This window comes from Shewanella sp. (assembly GCF_051658185.1).
In the GTDB taxonomy this organism is placed as follows: Bacteria; Pseudomonadota; Gammaproteobacteria; order Enterobacterales; family Shewanellaceae; genus Shewanella.
Window position 1 is genome coordinate 1 of record NZ_JBOFMC010000318.1, and the last position, 3,800, is coordinate 3,800.

Genomic DNA, 3,800 nt, shown 5'->3' on the forward strand with positions numbered 1-3,800 from the left:
CGATTACCACCGATAGCCAATTCATCGATAGGACTTAAATCTTCAGCAGCAAGAAAAAAGCATGAAGATACGAGATAACATATTAAAAAATATTGAGTTTTAATAAAAAAACTAAGAAGCTTCCGTACTCTACTAGCTCGCATGTCAATTTCCCGTCATACGTCAATTTTTTGACAAAAGAAGTATAGTCAAGGAAACAAAAAATGCGCAATACGGCCTTAAAAAGAAGTCATTTTTAATAAAAAATCGAGTAAATATATGTTTTTAAAGTAAAATAAACGTGATGAATTTTTTGTGATACCGTTTTTATGATGAGGTATTAAGCGGGGTAAGGTTGGCTGTATCCGCTTGAACCGTGGCGCCCAATTAAAACACTTTGGCCTAGGCCAAGCTCGCCGCCACGCTAGCAAATAACAATTTGATTAAAATAAAAAATTAATCACAAGTAAGGCATAACGACCAGCCTGAATAGGGCTTAAGACTAAAGTCGGCTAGTCAGGTAGCATTGCCTTTGCGACACTGTCGTCAGCGTCACTACGGATAAATTCTTCCCCTAAAAGCCAGCATGGCGATAGTATTAAAAACAGGGGGATAAGAGCTGCGTCATGGCACTTTTAAGGTCACTAACCGACTCTCTGGCTAAAAAACTTAAACATCAATACGCCCTAGGGATACTAAGATGTCCACCTTATTTAATTTTAGTCGCCCCCCATTTAACCACTTAACGCATGGTGCGCGCGAACAACTCTCCAAACAACTCTCGATCTGTTATTTTCGCGCGGGCCAAGTGTTACTGCGAGCTGGGGATGAACCACCAGGCCTGTACCTCATCATCAAGGGGGCCGTTGAAGAGAGTGCACCACACCAGCATATTGGTGATTACGGCGTCGATGATTTGTTTGATATAGAAGCCCAATTTAGCGGATGTTGTCGCCACAGTTTTACCGCACTAGAAGATACGCTTTGCCAATTGATCCCCCGTGAGGGTTTTCTTAAGCTGTGCCAGCAAGAACCTCGCTTTGCTCATTACTTTACAGCGGATCTGGCGGAGCAACAGCAGCAATGGCAACGCAGCAAACTTGGCCAACAAAATTTAGCTGAATTTATTCTGACACGCATCGCCCCTGAGCACCTGCAACCCGCACTGATTGTCGATAACAACCTCAGTTTACTCAGTGCCACCGAAGCTATGGCAGCTAAGGGCACCGATTGCCTGCTCTACCCAACTCAAGATGGCAAATTAACACTGGCAACCCGCAAAACCTTGCTCCATGCGTTAACGTTAAAAGGATTCCCGCTAACCACCCCATTAAGCGTGCTCCCCCCGGAGCCGCTAATCGGGCTTGCGCTGGACAGTTATCTCTTTGATGCACTGCTCCTGCTCACTCGCCATCGCATTAAGCGCTTAGTGATTTGGCGAGGCGATGAGGTCGCAGGCATATTGCACTTAACCCACGTATTGGGCCTGTTTTCAACCCACTCCCATGTGTTAACTCTGCGTATTGCAAGGGCCAATACGGAATCGGCTCTCGAGGAGGTGGCTCGCGAGCAACAACAACTGACGCGCGCATTATTCGCCCAAGGGATCCACACCGCTTTTTTGATGAAACTCATCGCAACCATCAACGAGCAACTGATCGCCAAAGCGTTCAGCCTAGTGATCCCCGCTGCAATACAAGATAAGGTCTGTTTATTGATGCTAGGCTCGGAGGGGCGTAGCGAGCAAATCTTAAAAACCGATCAGGACAATGCCCTCATTCTCCCCGAACATTGTGAGTGGCCAACCCAAATGGCTGATCTTCAAGCATTTAGCCAACTACTTGAACGCCTCGGTTATCCCCTTTGCCCCGGACAAGTGATGGTGAGCAATCCCGCTTGGGTCAAGTCCGTCAAGCAATGGCAAAGCGCTATCACTCAAGCCTGCCTTTTTGCTCGCGAAGAGCAACTGCTGTGGCTGGCAACCCTTGCTGATGCCCAAGCGATTGCAGGCGATCGCAGCTTACTTGCGCCAGTGGCTCGCGAGCTTCGCAGCCAATTAGCGCAGCGTCAGGATCTCCTCGCGGACATGGTCAGAGCGGCCGTGGCCTTTGACACCCCACTGACCCTGTTTGGCAGACTCGAGCAAAAGCCGCAAGGGCTCGACCTTAAACGCGGCGGCTTATTCCCACTGGTGCATGGGATCCGTATATTGGCACTCGAAAACGCCATTGAAGACACCGCCACCCTCGGACGTATAGAGGCATTGGTTGCCAAGGAAAGGCTCAGCGCTGAATTTGGTGCCAATTTATCGGAAGCCTTTCGACTCTTTATTCGCCTGCGCTTACACAGTCAGCTCAAGGGCGCCGGAGGGATCATTGCGGTGCCTGAGCTCGGCCACGGTGAGCGGGACATGCTGCGACAGGCATTGCAGCAGGTAAAAAAATTCCAGCAATGGCTTGGTGTACACTTTCGCGTCAGGCAATGATGCCCATCACGCTCTGATGACCTAAGGAAATAATATGTGGCAGCAATGGCGACGCTATTGGTATGGCAGAAAATTTCGCGAAAGCGAATTTGCACCGCTGTTCGCCCAGCCCATCAAAGGGGAACTGGTTGCCCTCGATTTTGAAACCACCAGCCTCAATCCTAAGCAAGCTGAAATCGTCTCCATCGGCGCGGTACATATCGTTGGTAATAGGCTACTGACTGGCCAAGCCCTTTCCATCAAAGTGCTGCCGCCCATCAGCCTGAATGCGCAATCCGTGGTTGTCCATGGACTGCGCCATGTCGATCTTGTGCAAGGGCTGCCACTCGAAGCGGCGCTGCGCCAATTATTAACCTTTATTGGTCCGCGACCTTTGGTGGGCTATCACATTGGCTACGATCTGCAGATCCTCAATCTTGCCTGTCAGCGCCTTTGGGGGCTAACCCTTGCGCATCGCGCAATCGAAGTCAGCCAGCTTTATCATGATCATCTTTACCAGCGCTACCCTGATGCCGTGATTGATTTACATTTGGCCAGTATTTGCCAGCATCTTGGCATACCTAAGTTGCCATTACATGATGCCCTTGGCGATGCCACTACTGCGGCACTGATTTACCTTAGCCTGACTCAAGGCTCTGCCTTAGGTTATCCCAAAGTCTAATTGTCCGTTTACAACAATTGATTCACATTTCATTCATGGGCAGATGTGACGCCCGTCAAACTTTACTCCGCCAACCACCACTGACAACCTGTCACTAGGAGCACTGCAATGGAACAGCCACAATATCAAAGGATCCTGCAGGATCCCAACTTCCAGGAGTTGGTCAGCAAACGCCAGCGTTTTGCCTGGACCCTCTCTATTATCATGCTAGGGATGTATTTAGCGTTTATTTTACTTATCGCCTTTGCCCCCGGGTGGCTTGGCACCCCGCTGACCGAAGGCTCATCGATCACCCGTGGGATCCCTATCGGGGTCGGGTTGATCCTCGCCTCTTTTTTACTAACAGGTATCTATGTCTTCCGCGCCAACGGCGAATTTGATGAACTCAATAAAAAAATTATAAACGGAGTGCAATCATGAAAGGCAAATTGCTGCTACTAGCCTCACTGGCTTCTTCTCCTTTGCTGGCGGCCGATGCGCTGACTGGCGAAGTGCAACGTCAACCCCTTAATATTGCTGCTATTGTAATGTTCCTAATCTTTGTCGCGGCAACGTTGGCAATCACTTACTGGGCATCAAAACGCAACCGCTCGGCATCCGATTACTATGCGGCAGGCGGGCGGATCACCGGTTTCCAAAACGGTTTAGCCATTGCGGGGGATTATATGTCAGCGG

Annotated in this window: 3 protein-coding genes and 1 pseudogene; all 4 read left to right on the forward strand. The window is 49.5% G+C overall.

Annotated elements, in window-relative coordinates:
- Positions 1-679 precede the first annotated feature (679 nt).
- A complete protein-coding gene (locus tag ACRCZA_RS12090; protein ID WP_438674681.1) occupies positions 680-2,464 on the forward strand; it encodes a putative nucleotidyltransferase substrate binding domain-containing protein in 1,785 nt (594 codons plus the stop codon).
- Between the two features lie 34 nt (positions 2,465-2,498).
- Positions 2,499-3,125 (forward strand): 3'-5' exonuclease, encoded by a 627-nt coding sequence (locus ACRCZA_RS12095; protein WP_438674682.1) that lies wholly within the window; start codon positions 2,499-2,501, stop codon positions 3,123-3,125.
- A 108-nt stretch (positions 3,126-3,233) separates the two neighbouring features.
- Positions 3,234-3,545: a DUF485 domain-containing protein gene (locus tag ACRCZA_RS12100; RefSeq protein ID WP_438674683.1), complete on the forward strand. Its 312-nt coding sequence runs from the start codon at positions 3,234-3,236 to the stop codon at positions 3,543-3,545.
- Positions 3,542-3,800, forward strand: a pseudogene (locus ACRCZA_RS12105) (hypothetical protein); the annotation flags it as partial. The gene ACRCZA_RS12100 and the pseudogene ACRCZA_RS12105, both read left to right, overlap by 4 nt.